Annotated in this window: 18 protein-coding genes; 5 read left to right on the plus strand and 13 right to left on the minus strand. The window is 40.7% G+C overall.

All coding sequences use genetic code 11. From position 1 onward, the window contains the following. Window positions 1–35: 35 nt before the first annotated feature. The 6 genes from AC3ZVC_RS24595 to AC3ZVC_RS24620 all read right to left on the minus strand — a co-directional run bounded on the left by AC3ZVC_RS24595 (window position 36) and on the right by AC3ZVC_RS24620 (window position 6,941). On the minus strand, window positions 36–575 hold the full coding sequence (locus tag AC3ZVC_RS24595; RefSeq protein WP_490065665.1) for an NADPH-dependent FMN reductase: 540 nt from the start codon (window positions 573–575) through the stop codon (window positions 36–38). A gap of 141 nt (window positions 576–716) precedes the next feature. Continuing rightward, window positions 717–1,367, minus strand: a complete 651-nt coding sequence (locus AC3ZVC_RS24600) for a response regulator (protein ID WP_490065666.1) — start codon at window positions 1,365–1,367, stop codon at window positions 717–719. Then, window positions 1,368–2,501: a GAF domain-containing sensor histidine kinase gene (locus AC3ZVC_RS24605; protein WP_490065667.1), complete on the minus strand. Its 1,134-nt coding sequence runs from the start codon at window positions 2,499–2,501 to the stop codon at window positions 1,368–1,370. It lies immediately after the preceding gene. A 227-nt stretch (window positions 2,502–2,728) separates the two neighbouring features. After that, on the minus strand, window positions 2,729–3,451 hold the full coding sequence (locus tag AC3ZVC_RS24610; protein ID WP_490065668.1) for an SDR family oxidoreductase: 723 nt from the start codon (window positions 3,449–3,451) through the stop codon (window positions 2,729–2,731). A 52-nt stretch (window positions 3,452–3,503) separates the two neighbouring features. Continuing rightward, entirely contained in the window at window positions 3,504–5,252 is a 1,749-nt protein-coding gene (locus tag AC3ZVC_RS24615) for a phospho-sugar mutase (RefSeq protein ID WP_490065669.1), read from the minus strand. Between the two features lie 186 nt (window positions 5,253–5,438). Continuing rightward, window positions 5,439–6,941, minus strand: coding sequence for a GNAT family N-acetyltransferase (locus tag AC3ZVC_RS24620; RefSeq protein WP_490069004.1), 1,503 nt, complete (start codon window positions 6,939–6,941; stop codon window positions 5,439–5,441). 441 nt (window positions 6,942–7,382) lie between these two features. Here AC3ZVC_RS24620 and AC3ZVC_RS24625 point away from each other — a divergent pair, with 441 nt between their 5' ends. Next, complete coding sequence (locus AC3ZVC_RS24625; protein ID WP_490065670.1) at window positions 7,383–7,820, plus strand: disulfide oxidoreductase; 438 nt, start codon at window positions 7,383–7,385, stop codon at window positions 7,818–7,820. A gap of 1 nt (window position 7,821) precedes the next feature. After that, a complete protein-coding gene (locus AC3ZVC_RS24630) occupies window positions 7,822–8,292 on the plus strand; it encodes a thioredoxin family protein (RefSeq protein WP_490065671.1) in 471 nt (156 codons plus the stop codon). Window positions 8,293–8,327: 35 nt separating this feature from the next. On the opposite strand, the gene AC3ZVC_RS24635 is transcribed toward AC3ZVC_RS24630, so the two are convergent. After that, window positions 8,328–8,726, minus strand: a complete 399-nt coding sequence (locus AC3ZVC_RS24635; RefSeq protein ID WP_214728350.1) for a YhcU family protein — start codon at window positions 8,724–8,726, stop codon at window positions 8,328–8,330. Window positions 8,727–9,069: 343 nt separating this feature from the next. Between AC3ZVC_RS24635 and AC3ZVC_RS24640 the strand changes: the two genes are divergently transcribed. Then, window positions 9,070–9,990 carry an RluA family pseudouridine synthase gene (locus AC3ZVC_RS24640; protein WP_490065672.1) on the plus strand — a complete coding sequence of 307 codons (921 nt, stop codon included), beginning with the start codon at window positions 9,070–9,072 and terminating at the stop codon, window positions 9,988–9,990. A 94-nt stretch (window positions 9,991–10,084) separates the two neighbouring features. On the opposite strand, the gene AC3ZVC_RS24645 is transcribed toward AC3ZVC_RS24640, so the two are convergent. The 3 genes from AC3ZVC_RS24645 to helD form a co-directional block, all read right to left on the minus strand. After that, entirely contained in the window at window positions 10,085–10,342 is a 258-nt protein-coding gene (locus tag AC3ZVC_RS24645) for a GlsB/YeaQ/YmgE family stress response membrane protein (RefSeq protein WP_214728461.1), read from the minus strand. 221 nt (window positions 10,343–10,563) lie between these two features. Beyond that, window positions 10,564–11,385 carry an aldo/keto reductase gene (locus AC3ZVC_RS24650; RefSeq protein WP_490069005.1) on the minus strand — a complete coding sequence of 274 codons (822 nt, stop codon included), beginning with the start codon at window positions 11,383–11,385 and terminating at the stop codon, window positions 10,564–10,566. A 337-nt stretch (window positions 11,386–11,722) separates the two neighbouring features. Then, a complete protein-coding gene (gene helD, locus AC3ZVC_RS24655; RefSeq protein ID WP_490065673.1) occupies window positions 11,723–13,990 on the minus strand; it encodes an RNA polymerase recycling motor HelD in 2,268 nt (755 codons plus the stop codon). Between the two features lie 405 nt (window positions 13,991–14,395). Between helD and AC3ZVC_RS24660 the strand changes: the two genes are divergently transcribed. Beyond that, window positions 14,396–14,659 carry a CD3324 family protein gene (locus tag AC3ZVC_RS24660; protein WP_490065674.1) on the plus strand — a complete coding sequence of 88 codons (264 nt, stop codon included), beginning with the start codon at window positions 14,396–14,398 and terminating at the stop codon, window positions 14,657–14,659. 142 nt (window positions 14,660–14,801) lie between these two features. Continuing rightward, on the plus strand, window positions 14,802–15,440 hold the full coding sequence (locus tag AC3ZVC_RS24665; RefSeq protein WP_490065675.1) for a FusB/FusC family EF-G-binding protein: 639 nt from the start codon (window positions 14,802–14,804) through the stop codon (window positions 15,438–15,440). 43 nt (window positions 15,441–15,483) lie between these two features. On the opposite strand, the gene gntK is transcribed toward AC3ZVC_RS24665, so the two are convergent. From gntK to gnd, 3 genes are all read right to left on the minus strand, one after another. Then, a complete protein-coding gene (gene gntK, locus AC3ZVC_RS24670) occupies window positions 15,484–17,028 on the minus strand; it encodes a gluconokinase (protein WP_490065676.1) in 1,545 nt (514 codons plus the stop codon). Window positions 17,029–17,157: 129 nt separating this feature from the next. Further along, window positions 17,158–18,501, minus strand: coding sequence for a GntP family permease (locus AC3ZVC_RS24675; RefSeq protein ID WP_490065677.1), 1,344 nt, complete (start codon window positions 18,499–18,501; stop codon window positions 17,158–17,160). Between the two features lie 122 nt (window positions 18,502–18,623). Beyond that, window positions 18,624–19,520: a phosphogluconate dehydrogenase (NAD(+)-dependent, decarboxylating) gene (gnd, locus tag AC3ZVC_RS24680; protein WP_490065678.1), complete on the minus strand. Its 897-nt coding sequence runs from the start codon at window positions 19,518–19,520 to the stop codon at window positions 18,624–18,626. Window positions 19,521–19,733: the final 213 nt, after the last annotated feature.

Genomic DNA, 19,733 nt, shown 5'->3' on the forward strand with positions numbered 1-19,733 from the left:
CGGATCGTCATGATCCGTGTTTTCGTTTTTGTTGTTTAGTTGTTTATTTCCTGTTTAATTTGTTTATAGGCTTTCATATATACCTGAAGCTCCTGTATGAGTCCTTCGACCAGCTTAGCCGGCTCTTCATACAGGCCGTCATTTTCATAATCAAAACAGTGGGGATCAAGTACCAGCTGCTTAGGAATGACATTGGCATATACGCCCCTGCCGGCAATCCTCATATTGGTAAGTGCATTTATACCGCCTTTTCCACCGCCTGCTACAACGAGCAAACCGACTGGTTTATGGGCAAATTGCTCGCTTCCCAGAAAATCAAGTGCATTTTTTAACGCACCGCTCATGGCACTATGATATTCAGGGGAAGCTAAAATGACTCCGTCCGAGTCCGCAATCAGCTGGCGCAGCTTTTTAACCGCAGGAAGCTGATATTGTTCCTCGGTTCCATTATATAAAGGAATTTCTCCCAGGCTTAAATCAATAAGCTCTGCATTATATTTTCGTGCTATATAACGTGAGGCAATTCCTGTTCTGCCCTTTTGTCTTGGACTGCCGTTAATAATTATAAGCTTCATTATAAACTCTCCTTTAATTTACTATCTGCTATTAGTATATAGAGACATGGCGTTTTTAACATCGTCAGTATGAATGAGTTTTCAAGCTTACTTTAGGACTAATCCAGTAAGTGTTTTGTAAGACTTTAGGATGAGACTCGGTCAATTATTCCCAGCTGCGAGGCCGTTTCGTACTGCGTATAGAGCTGCTTGCGTTCTGTCTGCCAGCTCCAGTTTGGATAGAAGATTCGAGACATGGGTTTTCACTGTTTTTTCTGTTATATAAAGAGATGCAGCAATTTCTTTATTGCTTTTTCCTTTAGCAATTTCCCCCAAAACCTCCAACTCCCTTTTGGTCAGCTCTTCAATCGGTTTTCTTTCTGTACTGTTTTTATTCGTTAAATGTGTGAGCAAATGGGACGTTGCTTTCGGATGCAGCTGATTTTCCCCTTTCATAAGCTGCATAATAGTCTCAACAAGGCCATCAGGCTCAATGTCCTTAAGCTGATAACCCGAAGCTCCTGCTTCAATAGCCGGGATGACATGATCCTGGTCTGAAAAGCTTGTAAGGATCAGGATTTTTACATCGGGATAATTCTTTTTAATCTCCCGTGTCGCTTCTATCCCATTCATCTCAGGCATATCTAAATCCATTAATACGACATCAGGCTTATTTCTTTTAATCAATTCCACTGCTTCACGGCCGTTTTTTGCCTCGCCGGCAATTTCTATTTCCGGCTGTGTTTTCAGGAAAAAAACTAGTCCTCTCCTTACTACATGATGATCGTCAGCAATTAAGACCCGAATGGCCATCTAATTCCCTCCCTTTTTAATTGGAATCATAATTTCGATTTTAGTTCCTTTATCATGTCCTGTGTCTAACATAAAAGTCCCATTTAATGCTTCAGCGCGGTTTTTCATGCTTTTCAGGCCAAGAGAGGGAATTTCGTTGTTCCAGCTGTAATGAAACCCCCTGCCACAATCGGAAATTACCATCATTACTTTTTCATCTTCCACTGTCAGCGTTACCTCTGCTGTTGACTGACCCGAGTGTTTTTTGCAATTGGCCAATGCTTCCTGTCCAATTCGCCAAAGTGTTTCTTCTACTTTTCCAGGCAGGGAAATGACACCGTTAACTTTTGATGTAAGCTTGAGGCCCAGCATTTGGCTGTAACCCTGCATGGCACAGATAATGCCATTTTCAAGTCCACGCGGTTTCAGCTGCCATATTAGCGCCCTCATCTCGCTCAAAGCTTCCTGGGCAAGGTCCTGCATATAGGAGAAGGTCTCCTTTACTTCGGGATCCCTAGCCATCTCGGCTCCTCCCCTTGCTGTTAAGCTAAGGGAAAACAGAAGCTGATTGACTGAATCATGGAGGTCTCGAGCCAGCCTGTTCCTTTCTCCTGCAAGGGCTGTTTCCTGCTCAAGCTGCGTGAGTTTAATTCTTTTTAGAGCAGTTCCTATTTGAAAAGCAATGGATTCCAACAAAGCTAGCTCCTCGGGCTCAAAATGTGTTTTATCGGGTGAGCCAATATTAAGGATTCCAAACTTTTCATCACCCGCTCTAAGAGGAACAGAAGCATGATGGGTAAGCCCGTTTGTATCATTTCTTTGCTCGGCAATTGCATCTTCTATCCTTTTGCATTCAATAATGTTGGAAGCCTTATTTAATCTGCCGTCATTATACCGGTCGATACACCAGCAGTCTCCTTTGCACATTGGTTTGAAGCTATCCCTCGAAAGAGCCGGGGGCAATTTTTCCTCTGCAGCAAGACGGAATTCACCTTGTTCATCAATAAGAAACACCCAGCCGGTTTCAAGGCCGGTAATATGAAGCAATTTTTGAAGTACCTCTTTTAGCAGGGCATCAATTTCGGTTCCTTCATTTAAAAGTTCTGCAATTTCTTTTAAGATTCTGATTTCAGATTGTCTCTTTTCCCCTACCACCCTTATCCCCCTTTTGACTGATTGAATATGTTCTTATATTATATAACTTTTTTTCCTCCCCTTCCTTGGCAATTGGAAGGAAGTTTATTACGACTAAAGTTGTAGCTTCATCAATAAATCTTAAAACAGATCGTTGATTTGCCACCCTGTTGATTGGAGCGGAAATCAACAGGCAAGTTTAACAGTGCAAAAAAACACCGCAGAGGGAGCCTCTACGGTGCAGTATGTTATGCGATTGGATAGTCCTGGACAAATGGATGAAGAACGATTTCATCAATCATCATATGCTTAGGCGCAGAAGCCATATAAATAACGGCATTTGCAATATCCTCAACCTTCAGCCAATCCTTTTTCTCTTCAAGCCCCTGCTCGGATTCCGCAAAATACGTATCTACCATGCCAGGGTTTATGGTCCCGACACGGATACCGTATTCCCTTACCTCCTGAGCCAAAGAACCCGAAAAGCCTTGAACAGCATATTTTGTTGCAGTATAGGCTGATCCATTTGGGATCGTATATCGGGCCACATCTGAAGAAATGGTAATAATCGTACCGGATTTCTGTTCTTTCATGTGAGGCAGAACAGATTTACTGCCAAGGAATACTCCCTGAACATTGACTTCGAAGACTTTTTTCCATTCTTCAAGAGTGGTTTCATCAACCTGTTTAAAAAAGCCTACACCTGCATTGTTTACTAGCAGATCAATTTGTTTGTATTCCTGAAGTGTCCTTTCGACAGCTTCCTTTACTTGGGCTTCAATTGATATGTCCGCCTGTATCGGCAGCACATCGGCAAACCCTTGTCCTTTTATATCAGCAGCAGATTTATGGATATCCTCTGAGCTTCCGATTACTGCAAGCTTCATCCCCTGCTCGGCCAGCTTAATGGCAATCTCTTTTCCGATTCCTCTTGAAGCACCTGTTACGATTGCAACTTGTCCTTTTAACATCATATCTTCCTTTCAGCATTATGCGTTTCTGGATGTTTATTATGTTAACTAATTATTTTGCAAGCGATGAATTACCCATTCTTTCTTCTACAATTTCCATAAAAGCTTTTTCAACCGATTGCAGTTTTTGCGTGCTTTCTTTCAGGGAAGCAGCGTTAATGCCAAAATAAAACTTAATCTTTGGTTCAGTTCCTGATGGTCTTAGGCAGATCCATGTACCATCTTCAAAGAAATATTTAATGACATTTGATTTTGGAAGATCGATATTTTTTTCAGCCTCATCTACTTCCGTCCTTATTCCGGTTAAATAATCTTCAACAGCCTGAACCTTAATCCCTTCAAGCTCTTTCAGAGGATTTGCACGGAAGGAAGCAAGAGTCTGCTGAATCTGTTCTGCTCCTTCAATCCCTTTTAAGGTGAGTGAGCGCAGCCCTTCAAGGAAATATCCATACTCTTCAAAAAGATTGAGAAGTGCATCATAAAGCGACATGCCTTTCTTTTTATAAAAAGCCGCCATCTCGGCTGCAAGCAGTGCTGCCTGAACCGCATCCTTATCTCTGGCAAAGTCACCGATTAGATAGCCATAGCTTTCTTCATATCCAAACAGGAATGTATATTCACCTGACTCTTCATATTCCTTGATTTTCTCCGCAATAAATTTAAACCCAGTCAGAACATCAATGGTTTCAACCCCAAAAGACGAGGCAACCTTGCGTCCAAATTCTGAGGTAACAATGGTTTTAAGCATGATTCCATTGGCAGGGAGGCTGTTCTTTTCCTTTTTCTGCAACAAAATATAGTGCAGCAGCAGGGCACCTGTCTGATTTCCTGTCAAAAGCACATAATCTCCATCTTTGTTCTTCGCAGCAATGCCAAGTCGGTCTGCATCAGGATCTGTTGCAATTAAAATATCAGCATCTGTTTTTTTTCCATCCCTCATAGCCAGCTCAAATGCTGATTTCTCCTCTGGGTTGGGGCTTTTTACCGTTGAAAATTCCGGATCCGGAAGCTCCTGTTCTTTAACGACTTGTACATTTTTATAATTTAATGCTGATAAAGCCTCTCTTACAGGCTTGTTGGCTGTTCCATGAAGCGGAGTGAAAACAATGTTCAAATCCGTTTCTTCACCAATGGAAGGGTTCTCGGATATTGTGAGGAGCTGCTTTTGATAAGCTCGATCTACCGCAGTGCCAATCATAGTGATCAGCCCTTTTTCCTTCAGCGCTCCCTCATCCATTACTTCGATCATCAATTCATTTTCTATTTCATTTACTTTACTGATGACCACATCCGCTTCCGCAGGCGGAAGCTGTGCACCGTCAGAACCATAAACCTTATATCCATTATATTCAGGAGGATTATGGCTTGCTGTAATGACAATGCCAGCGTAGGCATGCAAATATCGAACTGCAAAGGATAATTCTGGAGTAGGGCGCAATTCCTCAAACACATATGTCTGAATTCCCCTTGAAGCAAGGGTTTTGGCTGCCTCCATGGCGAACTCTGGAGACATATGGCGGGAATCATATGCAATCGCTACCCCCCTGTTCTTTGCTTCCAAGCCTTTATCTTCTATGTAAGCGGCCAGCCCCGCAGATGCTTTTCGGACCGTATATAAATTCATTCGGTTGGTTCCCGGCCCAATTTCGCCGCGCATACCGCCAGTACCAAATTCAAGCCCTTTATAAAATGCCTCTTCAAGGAGTTTTTCATCCCCCTGCAGGCTTCGCAGCTGTTTCATTAATGCGCTGTCCAAATTCTCATGTTTAATCCATCGTTCTGCAGCTGTTTTCCATTCCATTGTTTGACCTCCCAGATCTGCCTTCTACTACCTTTTCGATTTAAAAATTGATTTTCCTTTCAAAAACATCCGTGATATTTTGACAAATTTCACGCTTTACAGTATTTATGTATTGATGTTAGGAAAGTTCTCTAAAAGATAAGAAAAGCAGCTAAAGTCCCTTGCTTTTGCCGCTTCTCTTCTATGTTACTTCTTATATTTAATGCTGTAAATATCATGGCGGCGGTCCTTTAATTGGCGGACCGTGCCATCTTGCCTTTGGCGCCTTAGAATTTCAAGATCTACATCCCCGATCAGCACCATTTCAATATTAGGATTGGTTTCACCTACTACACCATCTCTTGCGAATTCGAAATCTGAAGGAGCAAAAATCCCTGACTGAGCATACTGAATATCCATGTTCTCCGTTTGCGGCAAATTGCCGACAGTCCCGGATATAACGGTGTAAATTTGATTTTCTACCGCGCGCGCCTGTGCACAGTATCGGACCCGTAAGTAGCCTTGGCGGTCTTCTGTACAAAAAGGCGTAAAAATGATTTTTGCTCCTTTATCTGTCGCAATTCTTGCAAGCTCTGGAAATTCAATATCATAGCAAATTTGAATGGCTATTTTTCCGCAATCGGTGTCGAATACCTTCACTTCGTCACCTCGGCTTATCCCCCACCATTTCCGCTCGTTTGGAGTGATATGGAGCTTGTATTGCTTTTCGATCGTTCCATCGCGGCGGAACAGATAAGCAATGTTATAAATCTCATCATCATCCTCTTTTACGAAATGCGAGCCCCCGATAATATTAATATTATACCTGACAGCCAAATCCGTAAATAACTCGATATACTGCTCTGTATACTCAGTCAGCTTACGGACTGCCAGGCTCGGCGAACGCTCATCCAAAAAGGACATGAGCTGGGTTGTGAAAATCTCCGGAAATACCGCAAAATCCGATCCGGCATCCGAAGCTACATCAGTGAAATACTCTACCTGGTGTGCAAATTCATCAAAGGAATTAATCTGCCTCATCAAATACTGCACCACACAAATCCGTACAGGGTAGCTCGTTTTATAAAACCGTTTTGTCATTGGCCGGTAGTCCACGTTATTCCATTCCATCAAAGTGGCATACTTATTTGACTGCACATCATCAGGCAAATAATTTGGATTAATCCTCATCAAGGTGAATCCATTCAGCAGCTGGAAGGATAAAACAGGGTCATAAATTTTATGGAGGGATACTTCATTTACATATTCCCTTGGACTCATCTCATTTGCATATTTGTGAAAATTAGGAATACGCCCGCCGATTATGATGCTTTTTAAATTTAATGCTCTTACTAGTTCCTTCCTTTCCTCATATAGGCGATGGCCGATTTTCATCCTTCTGTAATCCGGATGGACCATTACCTCAATTCCATATAGATTATAGCCTTCCGGATTATGGTTTGTTATGTACCCTTTATCTGTCACATCATCCCAGGAATGGCGGTCATCATATTCATCAAAATTAATAATCAGGCTCGAACAGGAGCCAATGATTTCTCCGTCATATTCTGCTACAAACTGGCCCTCTGGAAAAATTTCAAGATGGCTTTCTAAATGCTCGCGTTTCCATGGGTCCATTCCAGGAAAACAAGCCTCCTGAAGGGAAATGATATGATCAATATCTGTATGCCGGGTATTCCGGATAATCATTTTTTTCTCAAACTTCGTCAAATCCAGCTTTGTCAATGGTGGTGCACTCCTTTTGGTAAGTATTAAGTATTTCATCCTGGACGCTGATCCCAAGGTTCAACCCCTCCAGTGATATACAGTTCCTTTCCCTTTTTTACAGCATTCATAACGCCCTCTGAAATTTCATTGTCCGTAAGCCATCTGTATCGTCCCGTTTCCTTCCTAAAGGCGAGGATGACACGATTCCATTTCAGGTGCTTGCTCACCTCTTATCTTACGTATTTTCCTTCATATATATTTCTATAGAGACGATTGATCTCTTCCTTTTTCAGTAAAGTGCATTGAATTATTTTTTGCTGATTAAATTAGCCATATCCAAATAAGGCCTGCACAAGTTGATTTACATGCATGGCCATTAGCTTTATAATTTTTAGAGTACATATACCTTAAGGAGATCACTATATGGAGAAAAAACAAAAAGACCAGCGGGAAACTTTGCTGTTTACTGCTTGGGCAGTATCCATACTGGCAATGTTCGGCAGCCTGTATTTCTCGGAAATTAGGCAGTATGAGCCCTGTGAGCTTTGCTGGTATCAAAGGATTATAATGTATCCTTTTGCTGTTATACTTGGAATGGCTGTCATAAAGAAGGATTTTCGTATCTGCCTTTATACGATGGTTTTATCAGCAGTGGGAGCAGGCACTTCCATCTACCATTATTCCATTCAAAAAATATCATTTATGGCAGATCATGCTGCAACATGCGGAAGGGTTCCATGTACAGGCCAATACATAAACTGGTTTGGATTTATTACAATTCCCTTTTTGGCTTTAACAGCTTTCATTATTATATTTATTTGCAGTTATCTTGTCTGGAAGAACTCAAAGGAGGAGGCATAAAATGAAAAAAGTCATTATCTTTCTCGCTGTGATCATTGCATTATTTGCAGCTGTAGGAATTCTAACCAAAATGCAAAATGAAGAAAAGGTTTCAGAGGATAATCCATATGGCAAGGAAACCCTTCATCCTGAAACGGTAGCTCAGCTTGACGATCCGAACTACCAAAATATCATCCTGCCAGGGGAACTTGAAGAAAAATTAGATAACAAGAAAGATGTAACCGTTTATTTCCATAGCCCCACATGCCCGCACTGCCAGAGAACAACTCCTATAGTGGCTCCGCTTGCAGAGGATATGGATATCGATCTTGTTCAATTCAATTTGCTTGAATTTGAAGACGGCTGGGATCATTATAAAATTACCGAAACTCCAACAATCGTACAATATAAGGATGGCAAAGAAGTAAACAGGATTACGGGCTATCAGGAAAAAGCCGTATTTGAACAGTGGTTTAATGAAAATACAAAATAAGACAAGAAAAAACGCCTGGGCTGCAGGCGTTTTTCTTATACCAATATTTCATTTGCGGCTTTGGCGTATACGCTGAATAAACCATTCCTTGGCATTCTTTCACTGCAGAAATGACTGTAGTCAAATGGGAAAGACAGGCCAAATTCTTTAAGGATTTGCACATTCTTTACGAAAATGGCTTCATATTTATCCTCCTGCCGGGGGGATTCCAAAATAGCCATTAGCGTTTGCAGTCCTGAAATTACCTGATAAGCCTCCTTTAAAGTTCCAAAATACTCAAAGTGTCTTGTAGAAGTATGTAAAATCTTCTGCTGCTCAAATTCTCTTATGTCATCATCCGTGAAATAAAGAGGAAACACATTTGAATAGAATTTTTCAATTAGCTCCATTATTTTTTGTTCCTGATCAGGAGTTGATGCAAATACAACCTTCACTGATAACCCACCTTTGTAATCCTTGTAATCAGTCCGTAATATATACTTAAGAATATCATATTCTGAAAGCCCTTTAGGGTGGTAATTATACCCATGCAGAAGGTATTTGTTGACAAATTTTCCTCCTACGGAAATAGTTGGCATACTGTTGTTTGCGCCAAAATAGTCCTAAAGTTCTATATTACCCCCATTTTTAGCAAAACGGAAGTAGGTTTTTGATTATTACAATAATATTTTTCTGACCATAACCCTTTTATCAGCAAGTTTAAAGGGCTAAAATATTATTGTAATTAATTTATATGTGCAAAAAGCTGGATTATTCAAGTAGTGTAAGGAGTAATTTATGGTAAAAATACAAAGGTTTGGTGAATGGTGTGAACTTTTGGTTCCCCCTGATTGGGAAGGCTACACAGTGGAACTTATTTTCCGCACCGTTTGGTCCGCGCCTAAGAAGCAAACTCATAACATGAGAATGGAAAAGCAGGTTTTGATCAATGAAGAGCCGGCAAACTGGACAAAGCCTTTGCTTACGGGCGATAGGCTAAGATTGCATTTATTTCAGGAAGAAAATTTCGGAGTTGTTCCTTCTTATCTGGATGTTGATGTCCTATATGAGGATGACCATTTGCTGATACTAAATAAACCGGCTGGAATGGATACACATCCTAATTCCCCTGGGCAAAGTAATACACTTGCCAATGCGGCAGCCTTTCATCTTCAGATCCAGGGTGAAAGCAGAAGTGTTAAACATGTCCACCGATTGGACCGGGATACGACTGGAGCTGTTCTCTTTGCAAAGCATTCCTTGGCTGGAGCAATCTTAGATAAAAAGCTTGAGGAAAGAGCGATTAAGCGTACTTACTTGGCAATGGTACAAGGAACGCTTCAACAAAAAAAAGGGACGATCCGTGAATCGATTGGCCGTGACAGGCACCATCCTACCAGAAGAAGAATTTCTCCCAAAGGGCAGCCGGCCGTAACACATTTTGAATTAATAGAAACGTATTCCCGACAAGATCTTTCCCTTATCAAGTGCCGGCTAGATACCGGAAGAACACATCAAATCCGTGTCCATTTAAGCCATCTTGGCTATCCGCTCGCAGGAGATTTATTATATGGAGGGAAACCCGTTTTCCCCCGTCAAGCGCTGCATGCGGTCAAGCTCGAAATCCCCCATCCTTTTTCCGGGGAATCGATTGTCTGCCATGCGCCTTTCCTAGATCACCCCGAGATTTTCAAAGGGATTGATCCTTATGCATTTTGATGAACCAATTTTAACAGTAATTTGATGAGAAATCTCTCAAAAGGATATCAAAAAAAGAAGTCCCACTCGGGGACTTCTTTCATTTAATTTCCTATTAGTCATGAGATTTACGCATAGCTTTCATAACAAAGCTTACGATGAATACAAGCAAGATAGCACCAATTAAAGCAGGAATAATAGCAAAGTCCGCTACAACTGGACCCCAATCACCAAGAATTAATGAACCTAACCAAGCACCAATGAAACCTGCAATAATGTTACCGATAATTCCGCCTGGAATATCTCTTCCTACGATCATACCTGCTAACCAACCAATGATACCACCTATAATTAATGCCCATAAAAAGCTCATCATTAAAAATCACTCCTTGTTAGTTTTTAAAATTAGTTTTTGTTCAGATTAAGACTTTCATTCAGTAGCTGCGCAGCTTTTGGTGATCTTATCTGCTTGTACAATTAAATTACCCATCATTCCATTTCTAAAACCATTTTTTTTAAATCTATTCTTTTGTATCAAAAGATAAATAAAAAAAGCACCCCTAAGGATGCTTTACTGACTGTGTTTGCACATTGTTAAAATGTATCAGGATCTGGCCCGTATCTTTCGTTTATATTTAATTGATTCATTCGATTCATCTCATCCAAGCTTAATTCAAAATCAAAAAGATCAGCGTTTTCCTTAAGCCTCTCCTCATGGACTGATTTTGGAATAATGATAATGCCGTTTTGAAGGTGCCATCTTAGGATGACCTGGGCCGCTGACTTACCGTGTTTGACCCCAATTTCCTTAATCACTGAATCATCCAATATCCTTCCTCTGGCAATCGGAGACCAAGCCTCTACTTTAATGTTGTGTTCATCACAAAATGCCTTCAGTTCCTCCTGTGATAACCGCGGATGAAGTTCTACTTGATTAACTACAGGCTTTTCAGCTGAGTTTTCCATAAGGTATTTTAGATGATGGATTTGAAAATTGCTTACACCAATGGCTTTTACTTTTCCGTTCTGGTATAGCTTTTCAAGAGCTTTCCATGTATCAAGGTATTTTCCCTTAACCGGCCAATGGATCAAGTATAAATCTATGTATTCCATATCCAGCTTTTTTAAGCTTTGTTCAAACGCAGCTAGAGTCTGTTCATAACCCTGATCTGTATTCCACACCTTTGTTGTAATAAAAAGCTCTTCCCTCGGCACACCACTTTCCTTGATTGCTCTTCCTACCCCTTCTTCATTTTCGTAAAAAGCGGCAGTATCAATCAGTCTGTAGCCTAAATGAATGGCATTTTTTACGGTCTCTTCAACCTGCTGACCTTCCTCCACTTTATACACACCCAGGCCAAATTGGGGCATCTCCACCCCATTATGCAAAGTTAAAGTACTGTAGATATCCTTCATATCATGGATCAACTCCTTCAATGCTTTATTCCTCATTGTAGCATTTGCTTAAACTAAGGACCTAATATTAAGACTTTTCACAAATAATAAAGCGATTGCCTGAGGGAAGCAATCGCCTATCTATATAAACGGCAGATGCCGGGATTATTTATTCGTAGCATTTCTAATCCTCGTTTTTCTGCTGCATCTTATTGCCATTTTTTTAGTTTGTATGGATGTTCTTCCCGATGAAAAAATGTCCTAAACAAAGGACAGTGAATTTTTTATATATTTTTTAAATTCTTTTTAACACAAAAAACAGCGGCTGCTCAAAATGGACAGCCGCTATTTTAGATCATTATCCTAATATGAAATTGTCCTCTTCCATCCCATAAAAATACAATCGGTGCAGCGGCCGTGTCATAGCAACATAAAGAAGTTTTATATCCAGCTCAGATTCTCTCGAGAATTTCTCTTCAATCGACAGAACCATGACCGCATCAAATTCCAGCCCTTTGGCCAAATAGGAGGGCACGATAACAATTTCATCCTTCGGAATGCTTTCCTGCTCCTGCAGCAGCTTAAAAGGCAGCTCTCCATGTTTTTCAAAAAGAGAGTGAAGAATCCTGCAATCCTTCATCGTTTTTCCGATCACCGCAAATGTTTTATAATCTTCTTCCTTTAATGAAGTTACCTGGTTTTCAAGCTGCTTTACAAGATCTTGACCATCTTTTCTTTTTATAAACTCAGGGCTTTTCCCATGGCGGACAACTGGTTCTACTTCCGGAAATGAATAGGGAAGCAGCTTTAACAAGTCATTTGCTTTTTCCATAATTTCAACTGTCGTACGATAGCTTTTCTGGAGTTCGGTATAGGTTGCGCGGGGAAAAATATAATCAAGTACTTGCTCCCAGCTTGCTAGTCCCCTGTATGAGTGGATTCCCTGTGCCAGATCCCCGACAAGTGTAAACATATCAGTATCCAGCGCTTTTTTTAGAGAAAGAAGCTCCATAAAGCTGTAGTCCTGCGCCTCATCTATAACTATATTTTTTGCCCGGAGCTCTTTAGGGACGCCAAAAAGGTTTTCCTGTAAATAAAGCATTAAAGCAAGGTCTTCTCTCTCATAAACCTTTTTCTTGAATAATTTCTGATTATACTCGCAAAGCAAGCCTGCTTCTTCTTCCGAAAGTTTCCCTCCAGACATCTTTGATAGGCGATCTGCGTCCGCAAATAGCTCCTTATAATATCGGATCAGGCTTTTTTTCGTAAATTGCTTCATATATTTTGGCACAGCGGTTCTTATGCTCTTCTTTATTTCTTCAAGCCTGTCTGCTTTTTTATCAAGGGCCTCTGAAACATATTGCCTTCTTTTTTCCGGATCTTTCCCTCTGTATAGAGCCCGTTCAATCCGTTCATCATAATAGGTTTCAATTTTTTTAATGATGTTCTTCTTTTTCTTTGCCAGGTCATTCTGAAGTACTGCTTTTAGCTTATCCAACCTTCTATAAAGGGGAAGATACTGATAATCATCCTTAAAAAGCTGGATGAATTTTTTATGGCTGAACAGCCGGAACTTATCTACGGTAAAATCCTCTTTAGGGTAAAAACTCTTATAAATATCCTTTAAGTAATTGCTAAGAACGATTTGAAAGAGAGGCGATCCTTTGATGGAGGAGGCCCAGGCAGCAAGCTGTGTTTCTTGAGTGTCCTTACTTTCAAGAAGCCTCACCAATTTGTTATCCTCAGCCAGCACGAGTTCCTCCCCCAGGCAAGCCTGCACATATTCCTGATAGGTTGTCTGGCGGACTCTTTCTACCCCAAGTTCCGGGAGTGCTTCTGAAATATAATCAATAAAGAGCCTGCTGGGTGCAAGAATCATAAGCTGCTCCGGGGCGAAATTTTCTTTGTACTGATAAATGAAGTAGCTTATCCTGTGCAGAGCAATCGTTGTTTTTCCGCTTCCTGCTGCTCCCTGCACAATAATCGGGTTATTTAAATCAGCGCGGATAATTTTGTTCTGTTCTTCCTGAATCGTCGAGATAATTTCTGTGAGGCGGTTGCTTGAGCTTTTTGACAGAGATTCCTGTAGCAGTTCATCTGTTGTGGTTAAATCAATATCACGGATTTCATCAAGAACCCCGTTTTCAATCATAAATTGGCGCTTTAATGAAAGGTGACCATGAAAGCTTTCTTCAAAAGAATTATACTGAACCTCTCCAAGCCTGCCTTCATAGTATAGATTGGCAATTGGAGACCGCCAGTCAACAATAATCTGCTCTTGATTTTCACGGGAATATAAAGAGGTTTTTCCTATATATAATATTTCTTTTTCATTAAGGTCTTCCCGGAGAAAATCAATCCTTGCAAAATAAGGCTTTTTTCTGGCCTTTTTCAATTGGGTTAATTCATCCTTAGACATTTCAAAAAAGCGGGCATTCGTTAATAAAGAAGAATAACTCAAACTGGATTCAAGCCAATCAACGTCTTCAAAAGCTTCTTTCATGTTCTCCTGAAACTTGTCTTTGCTGGATTCGGATGTCTTAATCACCACGTCAATATAACGTTTCGTAAATTCCAGCCGCTGAATCTCCTGTTGAAAATCGGGGTGCTCATGTTCAGATGGCATATGTTTCTCCTTCCTTTATTTTTTTAGCCGCAATGGAGAAAAATATATGAGCGTACGCGTGGGCAGAAAAACATATTATCAGAAAACTCTGCATTGGGCAAGCAAATTAATTATGGGTACCTGGTACCACCCGAATTTTGTCGAACTTCAACTGTGATATACATTGGTATATAGTTTATTTTATAATGTAGGAAAATCTACTTTTTAGGAGGTGATAGAGATGGCAATTGTGTTTGAATTGCCTGATACTGCAGCGTCTCATGCAAAGCCTGATATTGCTGGCGATACTTTGCATGAGGTGGTAATTTATTGAACTACATCGCCAATTCAAGCTTATGCCATTTCTGATATCGGCTTTGCACCTTATTGATTTTTAGATACAAAAATAATAAGGAGCTGGCAGAAATGAGTTATGTAAAGGCAAATGCCGTTTTACCTGAAAACCTAATCGCGGAAATCCAAAAATATGTACAGGGTGAAGCTATTTATATTCCAAGGCCCGAAAAGGCCCACCGTAAATGGGGTTCTCGATCCGGAGCAAGAAAAGCTTTGGATGAAAGAAATCGTTCGATTAAACATGCTTTCAAGAACGGTAAAACCATCAGCCAATTATCAGAGGAATATTACCTATCCATTGAAACCATTAAAAAGATTGTTTATAAGAGATAGAGTACTTTAAGCACTGAAGAATTTCAGTGCTTTTTCATATGCCGATTTCATTTCCTAATCGATTTATACATTTACAATTTTAGGAAAACCTTTTAAAGTGAAAGAGATATGTTCGGTGCTGCATATATAGGAGTGATTGATAATGGAAGCTTTCATCAGAAATGATCAATACAATTTTATTAAATCACAGGCACAGGTCCTGATTAACGGCCATGCGTCAGTAAATGATACAGGGGTGTTAAATGCACTGAAATCTCTTTCTGCAGACAAGATTTTTGACCTTTTTGGAGAACTTAACGAAGATCAAAAACGGCTCCTAAATCCGATCATTGAAATAAAAGAAAGAGAACAGGCAGAAGCAATTCTTGCCGAAATAAAAGGATATGTCATTCCTTTTAAGCCTATAACTGACCAATCCATTAAAAAGCTGTTCCCTAAGGCGAAAAAATTAAAAATGCCCGTACTCGAAGATATCGATTTCCGGGAAATCAGCTACTTGGGCTGGAATGATAATGGCACAAACAGGAAGTATATAATCAGCCAGCAAAATGATAAATTGTCAGGTCTTCATGGAACTTTTAGACCTGTAAGCAAAAAGGGAATCTGTGCTATCTGTAATAAGTTTGAAGAGATCGGCATGTTTCTGTCCGAAACGAAAGGATCTCAATTAGGAACATATACAAAAAGGGGAAATTACATCTGCCAGGACAGTCAAAAATGTAATGATAATCTGATTTCACTGGAGCAGTTAAACGATTTTGTCGGGCGGCTTAAAGGCTAAAGACATAAAAAGGAGCCGTGCTAAAACAGCAGGCTCCCTTCTTTTATCCCAGATATTTTCTTTGAAAATCAGCTATGCTTTTATATTCATTTTCAAAGAGACGGGATAACCGGATATAAATCGGCATAAGCTCCCGATACACTTTCGCACTCTCTTCTTTTGGCTGATGGCTATAGGTTGCACCAACCATTTCTGAGACCACATTCAGGTCATCAACCTCACCTAAAGCGTATAACCCAAGAATTGCTGCTCCCAAGCATGAGCTTTCATAACTTTCCGGAACCACAACTTCCTGGTTGAAAATATCGGCCATCATCTGGCGCCACAGCTCTGACCTCGCAAATCCGCCGGTTGCCTGGATCCTCTTTGGTTCACCTGTAAGCTCCTCCAAAGCAAGCAAAACTGTATACAAATTATAAATAACCCCTTCAAGCACAGAGCGGATCATATGCTCTTTTTTATGGTGAAGGCTTAAGCCGAAGAAAGATCCTCTTGCATTTGCATTCCATAAAGGCGCACGCTCTCCGGTCATATACGGATGGAAAATTAGGCCGTCAGAGCCCGGTGCAACGCCGGAAGCAATTTTAGTAAGGACATCATAAGGATCGATTCCGAGCCGCTTGGCTGTTTCAACTTCCGAAGCAGCAAATTCATCGCGCACCCAGCGGAAAAGCATGCCTCCATTATTTACCGGCCCTCCAATTACCCAGTGCTTTTCTGTAAGGGCATAACAGAAAATCCTGCCTTTCGGATCGGTTACGGGCTTATCAGTCACAGCACGAATCGCACCGCTTGTTCCAATCGTAACTGCAACAACTCCTGGGTCAATTGCATTAACACCCAGGTTGGAAAGAACACCGTCGCTGGCACCCGCAATAAATGGCGTATCCTTATCCAGCCCTAAGAGCCTGCTGTATTCTTCCTTCATACCTTTTACAGAAAAGGTAGTGGGAACAGGCTTTGAAAGTTTTTCATTTGAAATCCCTGCAACTTCCAAAGCTCCTTGGTCCCAATCAAGCTTTTCTAAGTTAAACATTCCCGTTGCCGATGCAATTGAATAATCAACAATATACTCACCAAACAACTTGTAAAAAACATACTCTTTAATGGAAATAAATTTATAAGCTCGCTGGAAGACATCCTCCTGTTCATTTTTCAGCCAAACAAGCTTTGAAAGAGGCGACATTGGATGAATCGGAGTACCGGTCCTTAAGTATATATCATGGCCATTCATTTCCTGTTTAATCTTGTCTGCCCATTTTGCACTGCGGTTATCCGCCCAAGTAATGCTGTTGGTCAATGGCCGTCCTTCTGAGTCAACAGCAATAACACTGTGCATTGCTGAGCTGAAGGACACACAAGTAACTTCCTCCGGGCTGACTTTAGCCTCCTTCATGCATCCTTTAATGGTTCCAATGACAGCCTGAAAAATCTCATCTGGTTCCTGTTCTGCCGTGGAAGGATTAGGTGTATGTAACGGATAACCGATTGTAAACTTTCCAAGGACCTGCCCTTTATGATCAAATAAAACCGATTTTGTGCTTGTTGTACCTATATCAGTACCTATTACGTATTTAGTAGCAGCCATGATGAATAATCTCCTTTCATAAAGAAAAGCTAGACAACTGTTAGTTTTAGCAGCAATCTTCCTATTATATATAATAGAAGAAGGAAGCAGCTCTATATTAAGTCGCCCCTTCCTTCTCAACATTATATTTTAGGCAATAAAGAAGCCAAGTATAAATACTGTCGCAAAACCGACTACGGCAATTAATGATTCCATTACAGTCCATGATTTCAGCGTATCTTTTACGTCAAGGCCAAAGTAACGGTTTACAAGCCAGAAGCCTGAGTCATTAACGTGAGAGAAAATCGTTGCTCCAGCAGCAATTGAGATAACAATTAGCCCAAGTACTGGCCCTTCGAGTCCCATCGTTTCAATCAGCGGTGCAATCAGGCCTGCAGCTGTAACCATCGCTACTGTCGCTGAACCTTGTGCAACACGAACGAAAGTGGCAATTAAAAATGCCAGTAAAATTGGAGGCAGCGCAGAAGCAGCCATCATATCTCCCAATACCTGTCCAACACCTGAATCAATTAAAACCTGTTTGAACACACCGCCGGCACCTGTCACAAGAATAATGATTCCAGCTGGCTCTAAAGACTTTGTTGCAATATCTTGTACTTCCTGGCGAGAATAGCCTCTTTTTGTTCCCAGGCTATAGAACGCCAATAATGTAGCAATTGTCAAAGCAACAAAAGGATGTCCCATAAATGTAAAGAATGACCTTAGCGCATTGCCTTCATCCAATAGAACACCAGATACTGTGTTTACTAGAATAAGAACAAGCGGAATAAAGATGATGCTCGCAATAAGTCCAAAGCTTGGAAGCTCTTTATCATACTCTTTTTCTTCAATTTGCATGTATTCTGGAACAGTTACATGAATTTTTTTCGCGATATATCTTCCAAATAAAGGACCAGCAATAATCATTGAAGGAATACCGGCTATAACACCAAATAAGATAACCCAGCCAAGATCTGCACCAATTAAATCAGCAACCGCAATCGGTCCTGGAGTCGGCGGAATGAAGCTATGTGTGACAGCCAAACCGGCCAAAAGCGGAATACCATAGTAAAGCAATGACTTACCTGTTTTCTTTGCCAGTCCATAAACAATCGGTACAAGAATAATGAAACCAACATCAAAGAAAACTGGGATTGCTACGATAAAACCTGTAATACCTAGCGCCCATTGTGCCTTGTCCTCACCGAATTTCTTAATCATTGTCTGTGCAAGTCTTTCAGCACCGCCAGAAACTTCTAGCATACGGCCAAACATGGCACCAAGACCCACGACAACTGCTACGAAACCAAGCGTACCGCCCATTCCATTTTGTACAGACTGTATAACATCGCCTAGCGGCATTCCTGCAGCAATACCAACTAGCAAACTCACAAGCAGCAAAGCTACAAAAGCATGAAGCTTTGTTTTCATAACTAGGAACAATAGCGTAAAGATACCAGCCATCGCTACTAAAATCAACATTGAGCCTGACATTTTATTTCCCCCTTAGATAGTTAAAGCGTTTTCATTTTGTGCAATAATAGAGTTTGAAGCTTTTATTTAGCGGAGTCCTGGAAAACCAGCCTCTTTCAGGCGGGTCTCCCAGTCCCCTTAGATTATTTTTTTTCTACTGCATGCCCGCCAAATTCATTTCTTAGGGCAGCTACTACCTTACCTGAGAAAGTGTCTTCTTCCAGTGAGCGGTAGCGCATCATTAGGGACATCGCAATAACCGGAGCAGCTGTTTGCAGATCCAGCGCAGTTTCAACTGTCCATTTTCCTTCACCGGATGAATGCATAACGCCTTTTAAGCCATCAAGCTTTGCATCCTTTGAAAAAGCATTCTCTGTTAATTCCATTAACCATGAGCGAATGACAGAACCGTTATTCCAGACTTTGGCGACTTTTTCATAATCATAATCAAACGGACTTTTTTCAAGGATTTCAAAACCTTCAGCAATGGCCTGCATCATACCATACTCGATTCCGTTATGTACCATTTTTAGAAAATGGCCGCTTCCAGCTCTTCCAGCATATAAATAACCATTTTCAATGGTAATATCCTTAAAGATCGGCTCAATCGTTTTGAATACTTCTGCATCTCCGCCAATCATGGTGCAGGCACCATTGCGTGCGCCTTCCATGCCGCCGCTTGTTCCGCAGTCAAAGAAATAAATTCCTTTTGGCTGCAGCATTTCCGCCCGGCGCAATGTTTCTTTATAATTGGAGTTTCCACCGTCAATCAGGATATCTCCCTCATCAAGCAGAGCAGAAGTCTCCTCAATAACTGCCTCAGTAATATCGCCAGCAGGTACCATCAGCCACAAGACACGCGGCTTTGAAAGGCTGCTGACCAATTCTCTGACTGATGAAACTCCCTGAATGCCATCAGCGGAAATCTTTTCGCTTAAACTGCTGTCTTTATCAAAAGCTACTACTTCATGCCCATGATCCTTTAAATTTAGGGATAAGTTATATCCCATTTTTCCAAGACCAATCATTCCTACTTGCATAAAAGCCTCCTGGATGAAGAAAATTTTTTTCGTTTGTGATTTAATTATACAAAATATTTTTCTATTTGCAATCGTTTTCAAAAAAATATTTTTCTTTTATAATAGAATTAGATTTTAGAAAGCGCTTTACTGAATTTTCAGCTTCGCATCAGTACATTCTTATTAACACTTTAATAATGACGGATCTTTACTAACGAAAATTATTTCATAAAA

The sequence above is a fragment of the Cytobacillus sp. C11.1 genome, from assembly GCF_058145115.1.

Excerpts from the sequence above, each read along its gene's own strand:
- AC3ZVC_RS24595 (WP_490065665.1), bottom strand. The coding sequence starts at position 575 with ATGAAGCTTATAATTATTAACGGCAGTCCAAGACAAAAGGGCAGAACA.
- AC3ZVC_RS24600 (WP_490065666.1), bottom strand. The coding sequence starts at position 1,367 with ATGGCCATTCGGGTCTTAATTGCTGACGATCATCATGTAGTAAGGAGA.
- AC3ZVC_RS24610 (WP_490065668.1), bottom strand. The coding sequence starts at position 3,451 with ATGTTAAAAGGACAAGTTGCAATCGTAACAGGTGCTTCAAGAGGAATC.
- AC3ZVC_RS24615 (WP_490065669.1), bottom strand. The coding sequence starts at position 5,252 with ATGGAATGGAAAACAGCTGCAGAACGATGGATTAAACATGAGAATTTG.
- AC3ZVC_RS24620 (WP_490069004.1), bottom strand. The coding sequence starts at position 6,941 with ATGATTATCCGGAATACCCGGCATACAGATATTGATCATATCATTTCC.
- AC3ZVC_RS24625 (WP_490065670.1), top strand. The coding sequence starts at position 7,383 with ATGGAGAAAAAACAAAAAGACCAGCGGGAAACTTTGCTGTTTACTGCT.
- AC3ZVC_RS24630 (WP_490065671.1), top strand. The coding sequence starts at position 7,822 with ATGAAAAAAGTCATTATCTTTCTCGCTGTGATCATTGCATTATTTGCA.
- AC3ZVC_RS24640 (WP_490065672.1), top strand. The coding sequence starts at position 9,070 with ATGGTAAAAATACAAAGGTTTGGTGAATGGTGTGAACTTTTGGTTCCC.
- AC3ZVC_RS24645 (WP_214728461.1), bottom strand. The coding sequence starts at position 10,342 with ATGAGCTTTTTATGGGCATTAATTATAGGTGGTATCATTGGTTGGTTA.
- AC3ZVC_RS24650 (WP_490069005.1), bottom strand. The coding sequence starts at position 11,385 with ATGAAGGATATCTACAGTACTTTAACTTTGCATAATGGGGTGGAGATG.
- helD (WP_490065673.1), bottom strand. The coding sequence starts at position 13,990 with ATGCCATCTGAACATGAGCACCCCGATTTTCAACAGGAGATTCAGCGG.
- AC3ZVC_RS24660 (WP_490065674.1), top strand. The coding sequence starts at position 14,396 with ATGAGTTATGTAAAGGCAAATGCCGTTTTACCTGAAAACCTAATCGCG.
- AC3ZVC_RS24665 (WP_490065675.1), top strand. The coding sequence starts at position 14,802 with ATGGAAGCTTTCATCAGAAATGATCAATACAATTTTATTAAATCACAG.
- gntK (WP_490065676.1), bottom strand. The coding sequence starts at position 17,028 with ATGGCTGCTACTAAATACGTAATAGGTACTGATATAGGTACAACAAGC.
- AC3ZVC_RS24675 (WP_490065677.1), bottom strand. The coding sequence starts at position 18,501 with ATGTCAGGCTCAATGTTGATTTTAGTAGCGATGGCTGGTATCTTTACG.
- gnd (WP_490065678.1), bottom strand. The coding sequence starts at position 19,520 with ATGCAAGTAGGAATGATTGGTCTTGGAAAAATGGGATATAACTTATCC.